This is a genomic window from Bradyrhizobium sp. LA6.1 (assembly GCF_040547805.1).
Lineage (GTDB): Bacteria > Pseudomonadota > Alphaproteobacteria > Rhizobiales > Xanthobacteraceae > Bradyrhizobium > Bradyrhizobium barranii.
Map to the genome: position 1 here is coordinate 82911 of NZ_JBEPQK010000009.1, position 20785 is coordinate 103695.

21 protein-coding genes and 1 tRNA gene are annotated in these 20785 nt (G+C 65.2%); 13 read left to right on the forward strand and 9 right to left on the reverse strand.

The features are described 5' to 3' along the window. Positions 1 to 265: 265 nt before the first annotated feature. Complete coding sequence (locus ABIB99_RS22750) at positions 266 to 1510, forward strand: amidase (protein WP_354177609.1); 1245 nt, start codon at positions 266 to 268, stop codon at positions 1508 to 1510. Here ABIB99_RS22750 and ABIB99_RS22755 read toward each other — a convergent pair. The 4 genes from ABIB99_RS22755 to ABIB99_RS22770 all read right to left on the reverse strand — a co-directional run bounded on the left by ABIB99_RS22755 (position 1502) and on the right by ABIB99_RS22770 (position 5814). After that, the gene (locus ABIB99_RS22755; protein ID WP_354177610.1) at positions 1502 to 2704 is read right to left on the reverse strand and encodes a patatin-like phospholipase family protein; all 1203 of its coding nucleotides are present in this window, start codon (positions 2702 to 2704) and stop codon (positions 1502 to 1504) included. The genes ABIB99_RS22750 and ABIB99_RS22755 overlap by 9 nt on opposite strands. Before the next feature lie 211 nt (positions 2705 to 2915). Further along, the gene (plsY, locus tag ABIB99_RS22760; RefSeq protein WP_063986317.1) at positions 2916 to 3512 is read right to left on the reverse strand and encodes a glycerol-3-phosphate 1-O-acyltransferase PlsY; all 597 of its coding nucleotides are present in this window, start codon (positions 3510 to 3512) and stop codon (positions 2916 to 2918) included. A gap of 47 nt (positions 3513 to 3559) precedes the next feature. Continuing rightward, entirely contained in the window at positions 3560 to 4861 is a 1302-nt protein-coding gene (locus ABIB99_RS22765; protein ID WP_354177677.1) for a dihydroorotase, read from the reverse strand. 5 nt (positions 4862 to 4866) lie between these two features. Beyond that, a complete protein-coding gene (locus ABIB99_RS22770) occupies positions 4867 to 5814 on the reverse strand; it encodes an aspartate carbamoyltransferase catalytic subunit (RefSeq protein ID WP_014494716.1) in 948 nt (315 codons plus the stop codon). A gap of 205 nt (positions 5815 to 6019) precedes the next feature. Here ABIB99_RS22770 and ABIB99_RS22775 point away from each other — a divergent pair, with 205 nt between their 5' ends. Together ABIB99_RS22775 and ABIB99_RS22780 are read left to right on the forward strand one after the other, a co-directional pair. After that, complete coding sequence (locus ABIB99_RS22775; protein ID WP_354177611.1) at positions 6020 to 6769, forward strand: M15 family metallopeptidase; 750 nt, start codon at positions 6020 to 6022, stop codon at positions 6767 to 6769. A 54-nt stretch (positions 6770 to 6823) separates the two neighbouring features. Beyond that, positions 6824 to 7588 (forward strand): CPBP family intramembrane glutamic endopeptidase, encoded by a 765-nt coding sequence (locus ABIB99_RS22780; RefSeq protein WP_085398484.1) that lies wholly within the window; start codon positions 6824 to 6826, stop codon positions 7586 to 7588. Between the two features lie 139 nt (positions 7589 to 7727). Here the strand turns inward: ABIB99_RS22780 and ABIB99_RS22785 are convergent, their stop codons facing one another. From ABIB99_RS22785 to ruvX, 3 genes are all read right to left on the reverse strand, one after another. Continuing rightward, the gene (locus ABIB99_RS22785) at positions 7728 to 8651 is read right to left on the reverse strand and encodes an AEC family transporter (protein ID WP_354177612.1); all 924 of its coding nucleotides are present in this window, start codon (positions 8649 to 8651) and stop codon (positions 7728 to 7730) included. Positions 8652 to 8660: 9 nt separating this feature from the next. Next, the gene (locus ABIB99_RS22790) at positions 8661 to 9026 is read right to left on the reverse strand and encodes a hypothetical protein (protein WP_354177613.1); all 366 of its coding nucleotides are present in this window, start codon (positions 9024 to 9026) and stop codon (positions 8661 to 8663) included. A 110-nt stretch (positions 9027 to 9136) separates the two neighbouring features. Then, on the reverse strand, positions 9137 to 9616 hold the full coding sequence (gene ruvX, locus ABIB99_RS22795) for a Holliday junction resolvase RuvX (RefSeq protein ID WP_247310042.1): 480 nt from the start codon (positions 9614 to 9616) through the stop codon (positions 9137 to 9139). Positions 9617 to 9662: 46 nt separating this feature from the next. Between ruvX and ABIB99_RS22800 the strand changes: the two genes are divergently transcribed. Continuing rightward, entirely contained in the window at positions 9663 to 9878 is a 216-nt protein-coding gene (locus tag ABIB99_RS22800) for a hypothetical protein (protein ID WP_208087263.1), read from the forward strand. 67 nt (positions 9879 to 9945) lie between these two features. Here ABIB99_RS22800 and ABIB99_RS22805 read toward each other — a convergent pair whose 3' ends face one another. Together ABIB99_RS22805 and ABIB99_RS22810 are read right to left on the reverse strand one after the other, a co-directional pair. Beyond that, positions 9946 to 10881 (reverse strand): cyclase family protein, encoded by a 936-nt coding sequence (locus ABIB99_RS22805; protein ID WP_354177614.1) that lies wholly within the window; start codon positions 10879 to 10881, stop codon positions 9946 to 9948. Between the two features lie 187 nt (positions 10882 to 11068). Continuing rightward, positions 11069 to 11959 carry a LysR family transcriptional regulator gene (locus tag ABIB99_RS22810; protein WP_354177615.1) on the reverse strand — a complete coding sequence of 297 codons (891 nt, stop codon included), beginning with the start codon at positions 11957 to 11959 and terminating at the stop codon, positions 11069 to 11071. Positions 11960 to 12056: 97 nt separating this feature from the next. Here ABIB99_RS22810 and ABIB99_RS22815 point away from each other — a divergent pair, with 97 nt between their 5' ends. The 9 genes from ABIB99_RS22815 (at position 12057) to ABIB99_RS22855 (ending at position 20463) form a co-directional block, all read left to right on the forward strand. After that, on the forward strand, positions 12057 to 13082 hold the full coding sequence (locus tag ABIB99_RS22815; protein ID WP_354177616.1) for an NAD(P)H-dependent flavin oxidoreductase: 1026 nt from the start codon (positions 12057 to 12059) through the stop codon (positions 13080 to 13082). A gap of 105 nt (positions 13083 to 13187) precedes the next feature. Then, positions 13188 to 14264, forward strand: a complete 1077-nt coding sequence (locus tag ABIB99_RS22820) for an NAD(P)H-dependent flavin oxidoreductase (protein ID WP_354177617.1) — start codon at positions 13188 to 13190, stop codon at positions 14262 to 14264. 77 nt (positions 14265 to 14341) lie between these two features. Next, positions 14342 to 14629, forward strand: coding sequence for an Asp-tRNA(Asn)/Glu-tRNA(Gln) amidotransferase subunit GatC (gatC, locus tag ABIB99_RS22825; protein ID WP_028150645.1), 288 nt, complete (start codon positions 14342 to 14344; stop codon positions 14627 to 14629). A gap of 79 nt (positions 14630 to 14708) precedes the next feature. Further along, positions 14709 to 14924: a hypothetical protein gene (locus ABIB99_RS22830; RefSeq protein ID WP_014494728.1), complete on the forward strand. Its 216-nt coding sequence runs from the start codon at positions 14709 to 14711 to the stop codon at positions 14922 to 14924. Continuing rightward, positions 14921 to 16396 carry an Asp-tRNA(Asn)/Glu-tRNA(Gln) amidotransferase subunit GatA gene (gatA, locus tag ABIB99_RS22835; protein ID WP_354177618.1) on the forward strand — a complete coding sequence of 492 codons (1476 nt, stop codon included), beginning with the start codon at positions 14921 to 14923 and terminating at the stop codon, positions 16394 to 16396. The genes ABIB99_RS22830 and gatA overlap by 4 nt, the downstream gene beginning before the upstream one ends. Continuing rightward, entirely contained in the window at positions 16387 to 16689 is a 303-nt protein-coding gene (locus tag ABIB99_RS22840) for a hypothetical protein (RefSeq protein WP_094183808.1), read from the forward strand. The genes gatA and ABIB99_RS22840 overlap by 10 nt, the downstream gene beginning before the upstream one ends. Next, positions 16686 to 18164 (forward strand): Asp-tRNA(Asn)/Glu-tRNA(Gln) amidotransferase subunit GatB, encoded by a 1479-nt coding sequence (gene gatB, locus ABIB99_RS22845; RefSeq protein WP_354177619.1) that lies wholly within the window; start codon positions 16686 to 16688, stop codon positions 18162 to 18164. The genes ABIB99_RS22840 and gatB overlap by 4 nt, the downstream gene beginning before the upstream one ends. A gap of 1501 nt (positions 18165 to 19665) precedes the next feature. Next, positions 19666 to 19932, forward strand: coding sequence for a hypothetical protein (locus ABIB99_RS22850; protein ID WP_014494734.1), 267 nt, complete (start codon positions 19666 to 19668; stop codon positions 19930 to 19932). A 437-nt stretch (positions 19933 to 20369) separates the two neighbouring features. Then, positions 20370 to 20463: transfer RNA gene (locus tag ABIB99_RS22855), tRNA-Ser, on the forward strand. Positions 20464 to 20785 lie beyond the last annotated feature (322 nt).

The window sequence follows — 20785 nt, forward strand, 5'->3', positions numbered from 1 at the left end:
AGGCGTTTGTGGTTCGTAAGAGAGTGCGCGCCGCAGGGCCCTGCGTTGTGACCTCACACTGGCTCGATTGAATCGCGATAAAAATAGAAATAATTGAAAGATACTGTTTCCAGTTTTGATCTCATCCGCGCGGCGCCCGCGGAGGCGAATGCTCTGGTCGAGCCGCTGGTCCCGGTCGACTGCACGCATGGATCGACCGCGTCCACGTGCGCTTGCGCGACCTCGTCCCGATGCTAAAAGCGATGGCAATAAGAAGGGTATTGCCATGATCTCACTCGCCGACCTCCAGCGCCGCATCGAAGCGGGCGAGCTTTCGCCCGATGACGCCATCGCCCAGTCGCACGCGGCGATCGAGGCCAGGGAGAAGGACGTCCACGCCTTCGTCCGTCACGACAAATCCGCGAAGGCACAAGCCTCCGGCCCGCTGCGCGGCATCGCCGTCGGCATCAAGGACATCATCGACACCGCCAACATGCCGACCGAGATGGGCTCGGAGATCTATCGTGGCTGGCAGCCGCGCTCGGACGCACCGGTCGTGATGATGCTGAAGCGGGCAGGCGCCACCATCATCGGCAAGACCACCACCACGGCGTTCGCCTCGCGCGATCCGACCCCGACGCTCAATCCGCACAATCTCGGCCATACGCCGGGCGGCTCGTCCTCGGGCTCGGCCGCGGCCGTCGGCGCCGGCATGATCCCGCTGGCGCTCGGCACCCAGACTGGCGGCTCGGTGATCCGGCCCGCCGCCTATTGCGGGGCTGCTGCGATCAAGCCGTCGTTCCGGATGCTGCCGACCATCGGCGTGAAGTGCTACTCATGGGCGCTTGATACTGTCGGCCTGTTCGGATCGCGCGCGGAGGATCTCGCGCGCGGGCTGCTGGCGATCACCGGCCGCACTGAATTCGATGGCATCGCCGCGGCCAGGGCGCCGCGCATCGGCGTGGTGAGGCAGGAGTTTGCCGAGGCCGTGGAGCCGGCGGCGGAAGAGGGCTTGCAGGCTGCGATCAAGGCGGCCGAGAAGGCCGGTGCCAGTGTCAAGACCATCGATCTGCCGGAGTCGGTGCAGGAAGCCTGGCGCATCCACCCGATCATCCAGGATTTCGAGGCGCATCGCGCGCTGGCCTGGGAGTTTTCGGAGCATCACGACGAGATCGCGCCGATGCTGCGTGCCAGCCTCGATGACACCGTCGGCTTGACGCCGAAGCAGTATGACGACGCGCGTCGGATCGCCCGCCGTGGCCGCCGCGAGCTCGGCGAACTGTTCGAGGGTTTTGACGTGCTGCTGACCTATTCGGCGCCGGGCACCGCGCCGGCCAAGGAGCTCGCCTCGACCGGCTCGCCCCGTTACAACCGGCTCTGGACGCTGATGGGCAATCCTTGCGTCAACGTGCCGGTGATGAAAGTGGGCGGCCTGCCGATCGGCGTGCAGGTGATCGCGCGCTTCGGCAACGATCCCGGCGCGCTTGCGGCGGCATGGTTCCTGGAGGATGCGCTGGCGAAATCAGGCTAGCGCGGGCTCAGTGGCGGGCAGCGCGCGTTCGGCCTCGGCGCCTGTCGCGCCTTGTCCGAGCCAACGCTCGGCGGCCTCGCGGCCACTCCGGTGCAGCGTGCGAATGAAGCCGCGGCCGAGATCGGTGGATGAGCGCTGCGCCAGGCCCTCAATGGAGTCTTCGGCCGCGATCCTGGAGAGCCGCAGCGAAGGTGCGGCGGTGGCTCGCGCCCATTCCAGCGCCGCGATCTCGGCGTTGAGGGCGGCGTTGGCCGCGATCTGGTCGAGCCTGCGGTCGATCGCGGCGAGGGTGATCGGCACGTAGCTGTCGCGCGTGGGCGTGACCTGGACGAGCAGCAGGTCGGAGGCTGTCGATTCCTGCGCTAGGCGCACCAGCGGCGGATTGCCGCCAATGCCGCCATCCCAATAGGCCTCGCCGTCGATCTCGACGGCGCAGTGAACCAAAGGCGGGCAGGTCGAGGCCAGCGCGACGTCGGCGGTAATGCAATCGTTGCGGAAGATCTGCTGCTGCCCATCGCGGATTCGCGTCGCGGCGATCAGCAGTTTTGGGCAGGCCGCGTCGCGCAAGGCGGCAAAATCGATGTCGCGCGATAGCGCCAGCCGCAGCGGATCGAGATCGAACGGATCGAACTGGCCGGAGCGCAACGTCGGACCGAATGCGACCGAGCTTCCCGCCGGCGAGAATCCGCCGACCAGCATCAAGGAGCGGAACGAGGCCTCGTGCATCAGGCGGGCCCAGAACCGGTTCAACCGCGAATGGGCGCCTTCGCGTCCGCCTTCGGCGAGGCCGGTGGCGAGCAGGAGCGCATTGATGGCGCCGGCGCTGGCGCCGCTGACGGTGTTGATCTCGATTGAGGGCTCTTCGAGCAACCGCTCCAGCACGCCCCAGGTGAAGGCGGCAAAAGTGCCGCCGCCCTGAAGGGCCAGCGACAATTTTTGCGGAGGCCATTGGTCGGAGCGCGGCTGCACGGGCGTGACCGGCGCGGCAATGGTCACAATCTCGACTCGCGCGGCGGTTTGCGCGACGGGCGCAGGCTGGGTCAGTGGCGGGGGTACGGGAGCAGGCTCGGGCGCGGGCAGCGGCGAGGGCGCATCGGACCAGACATTGGTCATCGAGAGCAGCCGGCTTGCTGCGGTGCTGGAAGCACCGTGCGAACCAGGCCCGTCATGCGCGCCGACAATCTTCTCGCTCATTCTGAGCTACCGCGTAACGCCATTTCCGCTGTCAGGATGACAGGCGTGGAACTCGTTCGCCACTCCGGCCGCGAGCCGCTTCCGAGTTGCGAACAGGAATTGGCACATAATGCGGAGGCGGTGCGGCGATATCCGTACTTTTTCCGGCCTTGGATTTTGTTTTGACGCGTTTTTTTGACGCGAACCGGCATCCACTTCGCTCGAAAACGCTCTAGGCCTTCTCGCCGATCCGGCTTTCCTTGCCGGATTGCAGTCGCTTGATGTTCTCGCGATGCGCGTAGAACAAGAGCAGCGTCAGCGCGGCGAACAGCGATGCGAGCGCGAGGTGCCCGAACCACCACAGGAAAATCGGGGTGATGAACGCCGCCACCAGCGCGGACAGCGAGGAGTAGCGGGTGGTGAAGGCGGTGGCGAGCCAAAGCAGGCAGAACACGATCGCGCCGGGCCAGAACAGGCCGAGCAGGATGCCGATATAGACGGCGACGCCCTTGCCGCCTTTGAACTTCAGCCAGACCGGGAAGAGATGGCCGAGGAAGGCGCCGAGACCGGCAACCATGGCGGCGTTGGGCCCCGCGATGTAGCCGGCGATCACCACAGCGACCGTGCCCTTGAGCGCGTCGAGCAGCAGGGTGCCCGCGGCAAGGCTCTTGCGTCCCGTGCGCAGCACGTTGGTGGCGCCGATGCTGCCGGAGCCGATCGAGCGAATATCCTGCGTGCCGGCGAGCTTGGTGAGGACCAGCCCGAACGGAATCGAGCCGAGCAGGTAGCCGATGACAAAGGCCACCGGCAGGAAGGCTTCAAGCCCCATGGCCGCATCTCCATGCTGAACCGCGACGCCACGCATGAATTTGCCCGTCAGACATGCTCGTACACCGTCCGTCCGCCGACAATGGTGCGCACCACGCGGCCTGTAAAGCGGGCCTCGTCGAACGGCGTGTTCTTGCAGGGCGATTTGAGCTCGGCGGGATCGACGATCCAGGGCACATCGGGATCGATCACGATGACATCGGCCGGGCTGCCCGTGCGCAGGGTTCCACCCGGCAGGCCCAGGATCTCGGCCGGCCGCGTCGACATGGCCCGGATCAGCGTCTTCAGGTCGAGTTCCTCATTGTGCACGAGGCGAAGGCCCGCAGGCAGCATGGTCTCGAGCCCAATGGCGCCGGGTGCGGCTTCCGCGAACGGCAGGCGCTTGACCTCGACGTCCTGCGGATTGTGGTCGGACATGATGACGTCGACGAGGCCGGAGGCGACCGCTGCGACCAGCGCGCGGCGGTCGTCCTCGGTCCGCAGCGGCGGCGACAGCTTCAGGAACGATCGGTAGGGGCCGATATCGTTCTCGTTCAGCGCAAGATGATTGATCGAGACGGAGGCGGTCACGGCGAGGCCGGCGTCGCGGGCGCGCTTGAGGACGTCGAGCGAGTCGATACAGGACAGCGAGGCCGCGTGATAGCGCCCGCCGGTGAGCGCGACGAGACGCATGTCGCGCTCGAGCATCACGGCCTCCGCGGCGTTCGGGATGCCCATCAGGCCGAGCCGCGAGGCGAACTCGCCCTCGTTCATCACGCCTTCGCCGACGAGATCGGGATCCTCGGTGTAATGCACGATCAGCGCGTCGAAATCGCGCGCGTAGGTCAGCGCGCGGCGCATCACCTGCGCGTTGATCACGCTCTTGTCGCTGTCGCTGAAGGCGATCGCGCCGGCGGCCTTGAGGAGGCCGAACTCTGTCATCTCCTCGCCGTGCATGCCCTTGGTGAGCGCCGCCATCGGCAGGATGTTGACGATCGCGGTGTCACGGGCGCGGCGCATCACGAAGTCGACGGTCGCCGAGTTATCGATCACCGGAGACGTGTCGGGTTGGCAGATGATGGTGGTGATGCCGCCGGTCGCAGCCGCCTGGCTCGCCGAGGCAAAGGTCTCGCGGTGGCTGAAGCCGGGCTCGCCGACGAAGGCGCGCATGTCGACGAGGCCGGGGGCCACGATCTTGCCGGCGCAGTTGACGACGTCGGTGCCCTCGGGGACGCCGGCAGCGCCAATGCCGCGGCGGGTCTCGCGGATGATTCCGTCGGCAATCAGGACATCGCCGGGGCCGTCGAAATCCCTGGAGGGATCGACGACGCGGGCGTTGGCGAGGAGGATGGGACGGCGGTCAGTCAGCATGAGCATCACGCGTTCGGCAAGTTGCGGGCGAGCGCTTCGAGCACGGCCATCCGTACCGCCACGCCCATCTCGACCTGTTCGCGGATCAGCGATTGCGCGCCGTCGGCGACCGCGGTGTCGATCTCGACGCCGCGGTTCATCGGACCGGGATGCATGACGAGAGCGTCCGGCTTGGCGTAAGCGAGCTTTTTCTGGTCCAGCCCGAAATAGTTGAAATATTCGGAGGTCGACGGCACGAAGGAGCCGTTCATGCGCTCGCGCTGGAGCCGCAGCATCATGACGATATCGGCGCCGTTGAGCCCTTCGCGCATGTCGCGCGCGACCTCGACCCCCATGCGCTCGATGCCGGGCGGCAGCAGCGTCGAGGGGCCGACGACGCGGACGCGGGCGCCCATGGTGTTGAGCAGGATGATGTTGGAGCGGGCGACGCGCGAATGCAGCACGTCGCCGCAGATCGCGACCACGAGGCCCTCGATCCGGCCCTTGTTGCGGCGGATGGTCAGGGCGTCGAGCAGCGCCTGCGTCGGATGCTCGTGCGCGCCGTCGCCGGCATTGATCACGGAACCGTCGACCTTGCGCGCCAGCAGTTCCACCGCGCCGGAGGCGTGATGGCGCACCACCAGGATATCTGGATGCATGGCGTTGAGCGTCATCGCGGTGTCGACCAGCGTCTCGCCCTTCTTGATGGACGAGGAGGAGACCGACATGTTCATGACGTCCGCGCCCAGCCGCTTGCCGGCGAGCTCGAACGAGGACTGGGTTCGGGTGGAGGCCTCGAAGAAGAGGTTCACCTGCGTCCGTCCACGCAGGACGGTGCGCTTCTTGTCAACCTGGCGGTTGAGCTCGACATATTCTTCGGACAGGTCGAGGAGGCCGGTGATGTCGGCCGCGGAAAGGCCCTCGATGCCCAGCAAATGCCGGTGGCCGAGGACGAAGGTCGATTTCGATGTCATTAAAACGAGAGCTATAGGCGGGGATGGCTGGGGGGGCAAGGGCCAATGCCGGGGCGGGGAGTTATCCCCTGATCTGTCGGTGCGGGCTCATCCTCTCCGTCATGCCCGGGCTTGTCCCGGGCATCCACGTGCTTCATTCGCATTTGACGTAAAAGGCCGTGGATGGCCGGGACAAGCCCGGCCATCACGATGTGGGGAGCTCCAGTTGAAAACAATTTTGACCGCGCTCTTGGCAGCAACCGTGATCAGCGAAGCCCACGCCCAGTCGCTCCCCGGCGGCTTCGTCTATCTGCGCGACATCGATCCCGGCATCATCCAGGACATCCGCTACGCCACGTCCAACAATTTCGTCGGCCGTCCGCTCGCCGGCTACGGCGCCGGCGAATGCGTGGTGAGGCGCGAGGTGGGGCTGCGGCTGAAGGCGGTCCAGCAGGAATTGGCGGCGCAAAGCCTGTCGCTGAAGATGTTCGACTGCTACCGGCCGGCGCGGGCCTCGCTCGACATGGTGAAGTGGTCGCAGAACGGCTACGAGACGGCGGCCGAGCGGCGCTACAATCCGAAGATCCCGAAGAGCGAGCTGTTCCGCCTCGGCTACATCGCGAGCCGCTCGCAGCATTCCACGGGCGCGGCGCTCGATCTCACGCTGGTCGATCTCAAGGCTGACAATTCCGCCAGATACGACCCGTCGAAAACCTATGCCGATTGCACGGCGCCGGTCGAGGCACGATTGCCGGAGGGCAGCGTCGACATGGGCACGGGCTACGACTGCACGGACATGAAGGGGCACACTGCGGCACCGTCGATCAATCCGGACCAGCGTGCCTGGCGCAAGCGGCTGGTGGCCGCGATGGCGAAGCAAGGCTTTGTGAACTATGCGAAGGAGTGGTGGCATTTTTCCCTGCCGGGGGCGGGCGGGGCGGCCTATGATTTCCCGATTCCGCCGCGAACGAAGTAGATCGTCGTGCGAACGGCCCCGGAATGACGGTGCCGTCCCAACGAAAGCGCTTGAATGGACTCCCTCAATCCCGATCTCCCGCCGATGACCGTGACGCCAGCCGCACCGCGCGTCTGGAAATTCTGGGGCACGGCGGTGTGGGGCCTGCTCATCTTCGTCGCGATGTTCCTCGGCCAGGTCGGTGCCATCCTCTATCTGGCCTGGGACCGTGGCGATCCCCTCGACCTGATGTCGATCCAGCGTGTCGGTCGCGAGCCCGCGGCGCTCGCGCTGTCGGTGACCATGGGCCTGCCGGCGACGCTGGCCGCGGTGTGGCTCGCCATCCGCATCAAGAAGGCCTCGTTCGTCGATTACCTCGCGCTGCATTGGCCGTCCTGGAAGCAAATGCTGTTCGGCGCCATCGGGCTTGTCCTGATCGTGGTCGCCTGGGAGACGATGTCGCGGAGCCTGGGCCGCGAGGCGACGCCGGGCTTCATGACCGATCTGTTGAAATCGGGCCGCGACAAGGGCGCGGCTGTGATGCTGCTGTTCGCCTTCAGTGTCGCTGCGCCGATGTCGGAAGAGGTGTTGGCGCGCGGCTTCCTGTTTCGCGGCTGGTCGGCGAGCTTCCTGCGCGTGCCCGGCGCGATCATCCTGTCGTCACTGGTGTGGACGGTCGTGCATCTGCAGTACGACATGTACTTCCTCGCCGAGGTCTTCTCCATCGGCCTGTGGTTCGGCTACATGCGCTATCGCGCCAACTCGCTCTGGCTCACCATCGTGCTGCATGCGCTGAACAATCTGACTGCGGTGGTGCTGACGATGTGGCTGGGGAGCTAGCCCGGCGGTTTCCTCACATTCCGTCATTGCGAGCGCAGCGAAGCAATCCAGACTACCTCCGCGGAGACAGCCTGGATTGCTTCGTCGCAAGAGCTCCTCGCAATGACGGTGGTGAGAGGTGTGCTCGCAATGACGAGTGCTAGGCCACCAGCGCGATCGCGACCGGCATCGTGATCGCCGCCAAGATCGTCTGCAGCGTGATGATCTGCGCCAGCAGCGGCGCATCGCCGCCCATCTGGCGGGCCAGCACGTAGGCGCTGGGGGAGGTCGGCACCGCCGCGCAGATTGCGACGATCGCCAGGCTGTCGCCCGAGAGTCCGAACCAGGCGGCGAGCGCCAGCGCGAGCACGGGCATCAGCGCCAGCTTGAACGCCACGCCGATGGTTGCGCTCACGCTCGGGCGGAGCAGACCGTTGAGCTGCAGGCCGGCGCCGGTGACGAGCAGGCCGATGGCGAGCGAGGACCGGCCGAGCGCGTCCGCGACCTCGTGCCAGATTTTTGGCAGCGGCAGATGGATGACGTTGATGCCGAGGCCGATCACGCAGGCCCAGATCAGGGGATTGCGGACCACCGTCATGACGATGGCGCGCGCGGACTGCTTCTCGGGCGAAGCATAGTGCGCGAGCACGGCGACGCTGAACACGTTGACCAGCGGAATGATCGCGACCATCGCCACGGAGGCCAGCGCGAGTCCGACATCGCCGATCATGTTGGCGGACACCGAGAGCGCCACATAGGTCTGCCAGCGCGTCGCGCCCTGGAAGATCGAGGTGAAGGCGGGGCCGTCGATGTCGAACCGTGCGAGCGCCGGGCGGAGCGCGAGGCAGAGCAGTGACATCGCGAGCACCGACAGCAGCAGCGCGCCGCCGACGCCGGCGACCGGCACCCTGGAGAGGTCGGCCTTCACCAGCGTCTGGATCAGCAGCATCGGGAACAGCACGAAATAGGTCAGCCGCTCCAGCCCGTGCCATTGCGTGTCGAGCCGCATCAGGGTGCGTCTGAGCACCACGCCGAGCACGATGAGGATGAAGACCGGCAGCAGCGCCGCGATCACGACGGCCATGGCAGGCGCCTATTCCTTTTTCAGAACGAAGTCGGCCCCGCGTGTCCCGTAGCGGGGCCCCTTCGGCGTGATGGTGTGTTTGGGGTCCATCCAGTCGCCGGCGATCTCGTTGTCCGCGCTGAAGCGCGCGACGTACAGTCCGCCGAGGACGGCATCGTCGCCCTTGAGATATTCGGTCTCGGTCCACTTGATCAGCGGGCCGTCGACCATTCCCTTCACTTTTGTCCGGGTGCCGTCAAAGCTTGGCCACTCCATGGCGCCCGTGAATTCAGCCCCAGAGATCGCGTCGATGGTGAGCTTGACTGGAAAGCTGCCGTTGATGTCGTGCGAATACTGGTTGAACGTCCCGGACCACGTGCCTTTGAGCTCCGACACGGCATGATCCTCCGCGGCAGAGGAACTCTGCACAGCGAGGAGAACCAGGAGGACGGCGCCGATCGAAATTTTTGCTCTCGTCGGCAATGCCATGCTGTCGCTTCCGGGAATTAGGCTTGTCGCAAATTGGCGAGGCGGTCGAGCGCGCCTTGCAGGATGAAGATCGCTGCGTGCTCGTCGATCACTTCGGCGCGCTTGGCGCGGCTGACGTCCATGCCGATCAGCTCGCGCTCGACCGCGGCGGTCGACAGACGCTCGTCCCAGAGGCCGATGGGGAGTGTGGTCAGCCCGGCAAGGTTGCGGGCGAAGGCGCGGGTCGATTGCGCCCGCGGGCCCTCGCTGCCGTCCATGTTGATGGGCAGGCCGAGCACGAAGCCGACCGCCTTGCGCTCGGCCGCGATCGCGAGCAGCCGGGCGGCATCCTGCTTGAATGCCTTGCGCTGGATGGTCTCGACGCCCGTCGCGAGGCGCCGGTCCGGATTGGACACGGCAACACCAATGGTCTTGGTGCCGAGGTCAAGGCCGACCAACCCGCCGCGTTCGGGCCAGTGGGTTGCAGCATCGATCAGGGGCAGGATAAGAGCCGGCATGGGACTAGCGCTTATCACGCGTCGCGCTACGGAGTGAACCCGGAACATGGATGCGCTGACACTATTCGGCCTGTTTGCCGTGACGGCGATGCTGGTCTGCTATGCCCTGGAGGATCGCAGCCATTGGTTCGTGCTGCTGTTCGCGGCGTCCTGCGCGTTCGGCTCGGCTTACGGCTTCCTGCAGGGCGCCTGGCCGTTTGGCCTCGTCGAAGCCATCTGGGCCTTCGTTGCATTGCGGCGATGGCATCTGAGGCCGCGATGACGGACAGGTCGGGCGAGGGCGCCTGCCGGGCGGCAGGCCGATCCTCGCCCGCTGAGTACGTCGCCGATCAGCGGATCGCGATCGGGTTGATCATCGCCTGCACGCCGCCGGTCCAGCGCGGCTGTCCGAGCACGAACAGGAATTCGTAGCCCTTGTCGCGAGCGAGCGCGGCGGTGTCCATATTCTCGAGAATGTAGGTCCCATTCATCGCGAGCAGGATCTGGTGCACTTCGAATACGTTCTTGGACTCGAACGGCAGCACCTCGAGCGCCCAGGTGTCGGCACCGATGGCGACCACGCCCTTGCCGGTCAGGTACTTCGCGCCTTCGACGCCGAGACCGGGCTCGCCGGCCGAGTAGCGCTTGTCGTCCTTGCCGATCAGGCTGAGCCAGCCGGTGTGGAAGATGACGACATCGCCCTGGCGGATCTCGACGTTCTGCTGCTTGGCAGCTTCCTCGATCTCCTTGACGTTGAAGGCGGTGCCTTCCTTCACGATGTCGGTTTTGAAATAGGCGGCCATGTCGAGCAGCACGCCGCGCGCGACCATCGGTGGGACCTTCTCGATACCGAGCTTCTTCAAGCCATTCGGATCGGCAAAATCGGCGAGCTTGTTGCCGTTGTAGTAGACGTGCTCGACGCCGAGATGGCCGAGGCCGTCGAGCTGGCTGCCGATGCCGACCCACGTATCAAGGATGTCGTCGTTATAGGTCGCCTTGTTCGGACCGAGACCCGGGCTGCCGGCCTGTCCGGGCTGAACGATGGTGAGCTTGAACGTGCGTGGCGGATAGGCGGGTGTCTGTGGCGTGACGGGAATGCCGAGGGCGTAGGTCTTGCCGGTCTTCACCAGCGAGGCGGCCTTCACCACCAGCTCCGGCGTCATGTAATTGGCGGCACCGATCTCGTCGTTCGGTCCCCATTTCGATTTGGTCCAGTCTTGTGCGCTTGCAGTTCCTGATATCGCCGACAACGCGGCGACACAGCACAACACGAGCGTATTGCGCATCGATAGTCCTCCCGATGTTTTGGCTTCGTTATGTTTTTGCGCTGGCCAGTGACACATCCTAACGTAGAACGGATGCGTGCTTCAAAGCATTTCGAGGTGCCGCGCTGCGGCGGCTGAACGCAGCGCAGACTAATTCAAGCGCGATGGATTTGTGACGAATTTCGCCACGTGGAACGCTGCGCCGGTGTCAGGCCGCGATGACGTCGTTGTCTTTCTTCAGGCAGGACATGAAACCTTGAAGCGCGCTGTATTGATGTCCGGCGCTGCGCTGGATGAAGAGCGTCTCGACGCGCGCGTGTGACGGGCCCAGCGCGTGGATCGACACGCTGCCGGCCATCGCGCTGCGTTCGACCACGGCGCGCGGCAGCAGCGTCACGCCCATGCCGGCGGCGACACAGCCGATCATGCCGTCGAGCGTGCCGAGCTCGAAGCGTGCCGCCGACGGCCAGCCGAACTCGACAAAGATCTGTTCGAGACGCTGGCGGTAGGTGCAGCCGGTGCGGAACACCAACGCGGTCGGACCGGACTCCGGCGTGCCGGCGCGCAGCTCGGCAAGCGAGGCCCAGCGCCGCGCGCTGACCAGCACCAGCTCTTCACGAAACGCGCTCGTCGCAGTGAGGTCGGCATGTGCGATGGGGCCCGCGACGAAGGCACCGTCGAGCGTGCCTTCGAGCACGCCCGCGACGAGGTCGGCGGTGGTCGCGGTGCGCAGGCTCAGCCGCACGGCAGGGAAGGTGCGGTGGAAATCGGCGAGAAGGGACGGCAAGCGCACGGCTGCCGTGGTCTCCATCGAGCCGATCGCGAGCGGTCCCTTCGGCTCGCCGTCGTCACGCGCGGCGAGCACGGCCTCCCGCGATAGCGCGGCCATGCGCTGTGCGTAGGGCAGGAGGCGTTTGCCGGCGCCGGTCAGCGTCATGCCGCGGCTGTGGCGTTCGAACAGCGGTGTGCCGATCTCCGCTTCCAGCGCCTTCACGCGCTGGGTGACGTTGGATTGCACCGTGTTCAGCTCTTCGGCGGCGCGGGTGATGCCGCCGGTGCGGGCGACGGCGGCAAAGGTCTGGATATCGCTGAGTTCCATGGCGTCGTTTCGCTTTTGTGATGGCAGCGTTCACAACAATTCATTTTTCGAGAATGCTAGTCGCGCCTAGTCTCGCTGTCCAGATCAGGGAGGGGCTATGCCCATTGAGACGTCGCTGACCAGGCTGCTGGAGATCACGCATCCCGTCCTGCTGGCGCCGATGGACATCGTCGCCGGCAGCCGGCTTGTGACGGCCGTGAGCCGTGCCGGCGGTTTCGGCATTCTGGGCGGCGGCTATGGCGAGAAGGTGTGGCTGGAGCAGGAGACTGCGAAGCTCGCGGGCTTGTCGGCGCCATTCGGGATCGGCTTCATCACCTGGAGCCTCGCCAAGCGGCCCGAGCTTCTCGATGTCGCTCTTGCCGCAAAACCGTCTGCGATCATGTTGTCGTTTGGCGATCCCGCGCCGTTCGCGCCGAAGATCAAGTCCGCAGGTGCACGCCTGATCTGCCAGGTGCAGGATGAAGCCATGGCGCGGCAGGCGCTCGATGCCGGCGCCGACATCCTGATCGCGCAGGGCACGGAGGCGGGCGGTCACGGCGCCTCCCGCACCACCGTCGATCTCGTGCCTGCAATCGTCGATCTTGCCGCGGGCCACGTGCCTGTCGTCGCGGCCGGCGGCATCGCCGACGGGCGCGGTCTCGCCGCCATGATGATGCTGGGCGCGAGCGGCGTGCTGCTCGGCACGCGCTTCTATGCGAGCCAGGAGGCTGATGGCGCGGAGGAGGCCAAGCGGCGTATCTGCGCAGCGAACAGCGGCACGACCGTGCGCGGCATCATCTTCGATCTCTCGCGCAACAATGTCTGGCCGGCGCCGTTCACGGGAAGGTGCCTCATCAACGACCACGCCAGGCGCTGGATCGGCCGCGAGGTCGAGCTGATGCAGAATGTCGCCGCAGTTGCGGCGGACTATGCGGCCGCGAAAGCAGCCGGAAATTTCGATGTCGCGGCGGTGATCGCAGGCGAGGCGGTCGGATTGATTCATGATATTCCACCGGCGGCCGAGATCGTGGAGCGAATTGCGATTGAAGCGGAGCAATTGCTCGCCGGCCGGCGCAACTCGGTTTCTTCTTTTCCTTCTCCCCTTGTGGGAGAAGGTGGCGCGGATGCAATCCGCGCCGGATGAGGGGTCTGTCTCCGCGGATGCAAACCCCTCGCCCGTCTCGCCGCTGCGCGGCGATCCACCCTCTCCCACAAGGGGAGAGGGAAGAGCGAACATGAGGCAAGAATTATGTGGCCTGACCGTCGACTGATCGATCTCTTCAAGACCGAATTCCCGATCGTGCTGGCGCCGATGGCCGGCGTGATGGATGCCGAACTGGTGATCGCCGTGGCTGAGGGCGGCGGGCTCGGCTCGCTGCCGAGCGCGATGCTGTCGCCGGAGAAGGCGCGCGAGCAGGTCAACATCATTCGCCAGCGCGTGAAGGCGCCGGTGAACATGAACTTCTTCTGCCACACGCCGGTTGACCTCACGGCCGAAGCCGAAGCGCGCTGGAAGCAGCGGCTCACGGGCTATTACACCGAGCACGGCCTCGATCCCGCAGCGCCCATCAACGCCGCGAACCGTGCGCCGTTCGACGCCGCCTTCTGCGAGATCGTCGAGGACCTGAAGCCGGAGATCGTCAGCTTTCATTTCGGCCTGCCGGATCAGGCGCTGCTCAAGCGCGTCAAGGCTGCCGGCTGCCTCGTCATCTCGTCCGCCACGACGGTGAAGGAAGCAGTCTGGCTGGAAGAGCGCGGCGTCGATGCCGTCATCGCGCAAGGCGCCGAGGCCGGCGGCCATCGCGGCATGTTCCTGACCGACAAGATCTCCGAGCAGCCCGGCACCTTTGCGCTGGTGCCGCAGGTCGCCGACGCCGTGAAGGTGCCTGTCATCGCGGCCGGCGGCATTGCCGACGGGCGCGGCATCGCCGCAGCCTTTGCGCTCGGCGCATCCGGCGTACAGATCGGCAGCGCCTATCTGCGCTGCCCGGAATCCAAGGTCAGCGCGGGCGGGCGCAAGGCGCTGGCTGAAGCGCGGGACGATTCCACCGTCATCACCAATGTCATGACCGGGCGTCCGGCGCGCGGCGTCCAGAACCGCCTGATGCGCGAAGCCGGCCCGATCTCGCCCGAGGCGCCGCCGTTTCCCCATGCAGCGACCGCGCTGGGGCCGCTCAAGGCGGCTGCCGAAAAGCAGGGCAGGGTGGATTTCACCAATCTCTGGGCCGGCCAGGCCGTGGCCCTGGGCCGTGAGGTCCCCGCAGCCGAATTGACCCGGGATTTCGCCAAATCGGCCCTGGCCCGCATGAAGGGACTGGCTGGCTAAGGTCGCGCCGCCGGTTGCGGCGCAAAACCGGCCTCTGCTATACGGCAGTTAGATTTTGCCGTGAGAGGCCTTATATAATGTCCGTCGACGCCACTACCGTCCGCCGCATCGCGCATCTGGCGCGCATTGCGGTTTCCGAGGGCGAGGTTCCGCATCTGCAGGGCGAGCTCAACGCCATGCTCGCCTTTGTCGAGCAGCTCTCGGAGGTCAACGTCGAGGGCGTGGAGCCGATGACCTCGGTCACCCCGATGCAGATGAAGAAGAGGCAGGACGTGGTCAATGACGGCGAGATCGCCGACGATATCGTTGCCAACGCGCCCGCGACCGAAGGTCACTTCTTTCTTGTGCCCAAGGTGGTCGAGTGACGTAGCGTTTTCGAGCGAAGTGGAAGCCGGTTCGCGTAAAGAAAACGCGTCAAACTAAAGAGCCTTAGGACCAAGTCCGATGTGCATGCTTTGCGACGATGAGAAGGCCTATCAGGCCTACATGAACTATCTCGACAAGATGGAGCGGCAGGGCAAGGCTGCCGATCCCAACGTCGCCGTCAATGCCGTGCTCGACGAGATCGAGGCCGCCGCGAACGCCGCCGCCAAGAAAAAAGACGACCCGGCCAACGACAAAACCCTGTCTCCGTTCTTCTGCAGCCCGATCAATAAATGACCGATTTGACATCGCTGACGCTCGCCGAGGCCCGCAAGGGCCTCGCGGCAAAAACTTTCACGTCACTCGAGCTGACCGACGCGCATCTGAACGCGATCGAAGCCGCGCGCGTGCTCAATGCCTTCGTGATGGAGACGCCCGAGCAGGCGCGCGCCATGGCGAAGGCCGTGGACGAGAAGATCACCAGGGGTGAGGGCGGCCCGCTCGCCGGCATCCCGCTCGGCATCAAGGATCTGTTCGCGACCAAGGGCGTGCGCACCACGGCGTGCTCAAAAATCCTCGGCAATTTCGTGCCGACCTATGAGTCCACGATCACCTCCCAGCTCTGGCGCGACGGCGCCGTGATGCTCGGCAAGCTCAACAATGACGAGTTCGCGATGGGCTCGGCCAACGAGACCTCGTGCTTCGGCCCCGTCGGCAATCCCTGGCGGCGGGAGGGAAGCAACACGACGCTGGTGCCGGGCGGCTCGTCCGGCGGCTCGGCCTCGGCCGTGGCCGCGTTGCTGTGCATGGGCGCGACCGCGACCGACACCGGCGGCTCGATCCGCCAGCCGGCCGCGTTCACCGCGACCGTCGGCATCAAGCCGACCTACGGCCGCTGCTCGCGCTGGGGCATCGTCGCCTTCGCCTCCTCGCTCGACCAGGCCGGTCCGATCGCGCGCAGCGTGCGCGATAGCGCGATGCTGCTGCGCTCGATGGCCGGGCACGATCCGAAGGACACGACGTCGGTCGACATTGCCGTGCCGGACTATGAGGCCGCGATCGGCAAGTCCGTGAAGGGCATCAGGATCGGCATCCCCAAGGAATATCGCCTCGACGGCATGCCGGCCGAGATCGAGAAGCTCTGGAGCGAGGGCGCGGCCTGGCTGAAGGCGGCCGGTGCCGAGCTCGTCGAAGTGTCGCTGCCGCACACCAAATACGCGCTGCCGGCCTATTACATCGTGGCGCCGGCGGAGGCGTCCTCCAACCTCGCGCGCTATGACGGCGTGCGCTACGGACTGCGCGAGCAGGGCAAGAACATCATCGAGCTCTACGAGAACAGCCGCGCCGAGGGTTTTGGCGCGGAGGTGAAGCGCCGCGTCATGATCGGCACCTATGTGCTCTCGGCCGGCTATTACGACGCCTATTATCTGCGCGCGCAGAAGGTGCGGACGCTGATCAAGAAGGATTTTGAGGACTGCTTCGCCAAGGGCGTCGACGCGATCCTGACGCCGGCGACGCCGTCGGCGGCCTTCGGCATCGGCGAGAAGGGCGGGGCGGATCCCGTCGAGATGTATCTCAACGACATCTTCACGGTGACCGTGAACATGGCGGGCCTGCCGGGCATCGCCGTGCCCGCCGGCAAGGACGCGCAAGGCCTGCCGCTCGGCCTGCAGCTGATCGGCCGTCCGTTCGACGAGGAGACGCTGTTCTCGCTCGGCGAGGTGATCGAGCAGGCCGCCGGCCGCTTCACGCCCGCGAGGTGGTGGTGAATGTCGCCGCGTTCATCGCGAGCCTCGACGGCGCGGCGCCCGCGCCGGATCTGAACGCGCCGCTCGCCGGCCTCTGGTGGGCCGCGAAGGGCGATTGGGATCAGGCGCACAAGATCGTTCAGGACGAGAACAGCCGCGACGCCGCCTGGGTGCACGCCTATCTGCACCGGGTCGAAGGCGATCTCGGCAATGCCGGCTACTGGTATCGCCAGGCCGGCCAACCCGCGGCAAAGGATTCATTGGAGGCGGAGTGGGAGCGGATCGCTGCCACGCTGCTCGGGAGCAGGACATGAGCACGGCCACGCACAAGCTTCTCAAGGGCGCCACCGGCGACTGGGAGATCGTCATCGGCATGGAGATCCATGCCCAGGTGACCTCGAACTCAAAACTGTTCTCGGGCGCCTCGACCACGTTCGGCGGCGAGCCGAACAGCCACGTGTCGCTGGTCGATGCCGCGATGCCAGGCATGCTGCCCGTCATCAACGAGGAATGCGTCAGACAGGCTGTCCGGACCGGGCTCGGGCTGAACGCGCAGATCAATCTGCGTTCGGTGTTCGACCGCAAGAACTATTTCTATCCGGACTCGCCGCAGGGCTACCAGATCAGCCAGTACAAATCGCCGATCGTCGGCGAAGGCGAGGTCGTGGTCGAACTGGATGGCGGCAAGACCGCGACCATCGGCATCGAGCGCCTGCATCTTGAGCAGGACGCCGGCAAGTTGCTGCACGATCAGTCGCCGGCCATGTCCCATGTCGATCTCAACCGTTGCGGCGTGGCGCTGATGGAGATCGTCTCCAAGCCCGACATCCGCGACGCCGAGCAGGCCAAGGCCTATGTGACCAAGCTGCGCTCGATCCTGCGCTATCTCGGCACCTGCGACGGCGACATGGAGAAGGGATCTTTGCGCGCCGACGTCAACGTCTCCGTGCGCAAGCCGGGTGCACCGCTCGGCACCCGCTGCGAGATCAAGAACATGAACTCGATCACCTTCATCGGCCAGGCGATCGAGTACGAGGCGCGGCGCCAGATCGAGATCCTCGAGGACGGCGGCCAGATCGACCAGGAAACGCGGCTCTACGACCCCAACAAGGGCGAGACGCGATCGATGCGGTCCAAGGAAGAGGCGCATGACTACCGCTACTTCCCCGATCCCGACCTGCTGCCGCTCGAATTCTCGCAAAGCTTCGTCGACGAGCTGAAGACAGAGCTGCCGGAGCTGCCGGACCAGAAGAAGGCGCGCTTCGTCGCCGATTTCGGCCTGTCGGCTTACGATGCGAGCGTGCTGGTCGCCGAGCGCGAGAGCGCGGTGTTCTACGAGACTGTGCTGGACACGCTCGGCAACCGTGCCCGCGACGGCAAGATGGCGGCGAACTGGGTGATCAACGAGCTGTTCGGCCGTCTCAACAAGGAAGGCCGGGATATTACGGCCTCTCCCGTCAACGCCGAGCAGTTGGCTGCGATCATCGACCTGATCGGCGAGGGCACGATCTCCGGCAAGATCGCCAAGGATCTGTTCGAGATCGTCTGGCAGGAGGGCGGCGATCCGCGCGCGCTGGTCGAAAGCCGTGGCATGAAGCAGGTCACCGACCTCTCGGCGATCGAGAAGGTGGTCGACGACATCATCGCGGCCAATCCCGACAAGGCCGCGCAGGTCAAGGACAAGCCGCAGTCGCTCGGCTGGTTCGTCGGTCAGGTGATGAAGGCGTCCGGCGGCAAGGCCAACCCGCAGAGCGTCAACGACCTCTTGAAGTCGAAGCTCGGCATCTGACGTCACACATTCGAACGAGGTGACGGATACGCTTCGTCACCTCGCTTCCGGTTCGCGCTGCGACGCTCGCGCGCACCCTCGGCGGCAAACTCCATCCCGACCGACGGCGATGCGGCGGCCGAATCGCCGCCACGCGATTCGCGCAAAACGGCGGCTTCCACACGCGCTGACGAGCGCTTGCGCCGTTAAGCATGAAAATATTTTCGTTGCCAAAACTCGCGACTCAGAGTCCGCGAAGCGCCCTTGCGCGGCGATCGCGGGATCGACGATGCACATCATCGCATCGCGCATGCGCAATGCGCGCGTGCAGAAAAATACTTGCCGTGTAGTGTTTTTCTGCAATCGCATCTCGCGCAAACATCGACGATGCGGGCACTCCCCGCGATCGCAAGCACGCGTCATGCAGTGCGCCCGCATCGCGCTCGCCAAGCGCAGGCGCGTTGTGCCGTCAACACTTCTTTAAGCGAGAAGCTGTTTTTTTCGTCGTGTTGGTGTATTCGGGATGAGTGTGCATTCGATCCCCGACTGCATGCAGCGATTACAGCCATCTCACACATCGGAGGGCAACATGGCCAAGAAAGCGAAGAAGGCGAAGAAGGCGAAGAAGGCGAAGAGCGCAGTGAAGAAGACTGCGAAGAAGACCCGCAAGGTCGCGAAGAAGAAGTAACTTCGCTTCTGAAGTTGCCGGCTCCTAGAGAGCCGGCACGTCATCAGCGCCTTCTAACAGGTTCTGGTCGGCGATAGAGGGTGTCGGCGAGACATCAGGCCAACGGTCGGATCGTTCTCTTTCGCGGGTTCGCTCGCCAAAGTACGGTCCGGCAGAAGAAACAAGTTTTCTTCGTTCGGTGCGGTTCTCCTTCTCAAGGGCTCCGCAATTTCACAAGCGGCCTGCGGGCCAACGTGGAATCTGGTCCTGACGTGTTCGCCGACGCCCTCGTTCTTTTGAGGCCGGGGTATTGCCGGCATTCCCTTTTCCCACATTGCTGATCTGACCGTGACGTGGCCGCGCTGCCTTCGGGCAGGCGAGGGCTGGGGCGAACTGTCGTTCGCCGCGCAGGCGCAATGCGAGGCCGGCGCTCCGATTCCTAAAGTCGCGCGCTTCGCGCTGCGCGGCCTGCCGGCCACGGGGTGGCGCCGCCGCGCGAGGCGCCTGTGTGGCCTTGCCAGCGCGCCCCTCGCACAACGCGCCCCTCCCATGAATTGTAACCGCAGGGCGCGCGTCACCGCGCGCGATGGTTATCGTTCTCCCAAAATCCCAGGGTAAACCGAATCTGACGAATCGCAGAAGTGCCTGCAAAGCGGGGACTTCTTGCATTCGTCGCGCGCGCGCCGTGCGGGTGCGTTTACGTCTGCTTCATCGCGATACTTAAACTGCCATTCAAATTTGCCCGCCATCATCGCCTTCAACAAGCCGGCAAACGGCATGGGGATGAGTTGAACAGGTCTTTGGACGGGAGCCGCGCTCGGGGGAACGAGGCGGCAGAAAAAAAGGGGATGCGTTATGTTTCAGGGTACTTTCGATCTGGAGACGGCGACGCCGATCGACGCGAGCGCGCTGTCGGACGTGTTGTTCGAGCGCGGGATCTATTGGGCGAGCGGCCGCTCCGGCCTCGTCGACCTCGTCGCCGCACATAAATGGTTCAACCTCGCCGCGCTGAAGGGCCGCAAGGACGCCGTGGCGCTGCGCCAGGAAGTCGCCGGGCAGATGTCGGACGCCGAGATCTCGGCCGCGCAGCGCGAGGCGAGGGCGTGGGTCTCGGCTCACTGAGCCGAGAATCGGATCCGCACCCTCACGTGGACGGATTGCGCTCAATCAAGTTCCTTCGTCGTGTCGCCACATGGACCCGCGCGGCATGACCGAGCCGCAGCCCGACGACTCCGCTCTGGAACCCGGACGGCCGCACAAGACGGGCCTCTTGCCGGGGATATAGAGGTCTTGGGCCTTCCGTCCCGGCACAGCTCCGGCGTCTGGTTCAATATCTGAGCCGGCGAGGTGGTGCTGAATGCGCCCTGGCAGCGGCGGATCCGGGAATCCCGCGGATGGATGCACACATATATAGAGAGCGCGAATCGGCTGCGCGTGCCGCGCTGATCCATGCGCCAGGCTTTCGCAGCCGTCCGGCGGTCGCTTTCAGGTGAAAGAACGCACAGACCTTGATTCTGCCGCTTGCGGCTCGCCGCCGTGTCGGGCATACCCGGCATATTGGAGACGTGGCCGAGTGGCTGAAGGCGGCGGTTTGCTAAACCGTTATAGGCTTGTAAAGGCCTATCGAGGGTTCGAATCCCTCCGTCTCCGCCAGCCGAGCTGTCCGCTCCGGTCTCAATCATCCCCACCATCGATAAAGAGCCTTCGCAGCGCGCCTTGAGCGTTGCCGCGACCATGTCTGCGCCTGGTGGAGAGTCGCGGGAAGACCTGTGTGCCTTCTCCTTGAGTCTCCTTCTGATTCCACGATTCGTGCGCGTCAAAGCCTGTTCAGGCCGGAGTTCCGTCCACAATGCCTCAGGTGGGGAATTTTGACGGCAAACGGAACCGTCCTAGAAAAATAAGCAAAAACAATATGTTGCGAGCGCGCTTCGATCACATCTGCGTGTTATTTGTGCAACACCCTTCGGAAAACAAA